Here is a 935-nt window from a genome sequence, read left to right on the forward strand (position 1 = left end):
GGAAGAAATGAAAGAGATAGGTGTACATGCTCTGGAGTTCTTTGAAAAGTTCATACAGCAAGAGAATATAAAAAAATATGACTATAGATCTATTTCAGGTGTATTGTCCCTCAGAAAGCACTACAGCAACAAATTAATAGATAATGCATGTCTAAGGGCTATTTCATATGATGCGTATAGCTATAAAATCATAAAGCGAATATGCGAAAAAGGGATAATCGACTTACCTATAGAGACTAATGCAAGTTATATAAATGAATATGAAACCGATGTTTCAAGAAGTTTAAATGAGTATGATAAGTTAATAACTTTAGGAGAATTAAAATAATGAATGATTTATTAATGTCACGCCTTAGGGATTTGAAATTGTCTGGAATAATTAAAACACTTGATACTAGGAATGAAGAAGCTTTAAAAAATAGTTTCTCGTATATGGAGTTCTTTGAGTTGTTGATAAATGATGAAATATTAAATAGACAAAATAATAGTAATGTTAAAAGAATTACTAAAGCAAAATTTCCACAACATAAGTCTCTTGAAGAATATAATTTTAACTGTCAACCAACTATTAATAAGAGATTTATATATAACCTGGCAGCCTGTGAATTTGTCCGTAAAAAAGAAAATGTGGCCTTCATAGGCCCGCCAGGTACTGGTAAAACTCATTTAGCTATTTCTATCGGATTGAAAGCTGTTGCTCAAGGATACAAAGTCCTTTTTACTACAGTCAATGAAATGCTTGAAGAACTCTATATGTCAAGAGCAGATAATTCTTTCCAACAAAAATTAAAATACTATACAAGCCCAGATTTACTTATACTTGATGAATTAGGGCTTAAAAAACTCAATCAAAATAGTGTTGATGACTTTTATGAAATAATATCTAGAAGATATGAAAATGGTTCAATAATTATCACTTCAAATAAAGTTTTTGA

At 29.6% G+C, this 935-nt stretch carries 1 protein-coding gene and 1 pseudogene; both read left to right on the forward strand.

Going from position 1 to position 935, the window contains the following annotated elements:
* Positions 1 to 328: pseudogene (locus CLLI_RS14440) on the forward strand (IS21 family transposase); the annotation flags it as partial.
* On the forward strand, positions 328 to 935 hold a 608-nt coding region (istB, locus tag CLLI_RS03745; RefSeq protein WP_106062906.1), incomplete at its 3' end, for an IS21-like element helper ATPase IstB. The pseudogene CLLI_RS14440 and the gene istB, both read left to right, overlap by 1 nt.

This window comes from Clostridium liquoris, from assembly GCF_002995785.1.
GTDB lineage: Bacteria > Bacillota > Clostridia > Clostridiales > Clostridiaceae > Clostridium_AO > Clostridium_AO liquoris.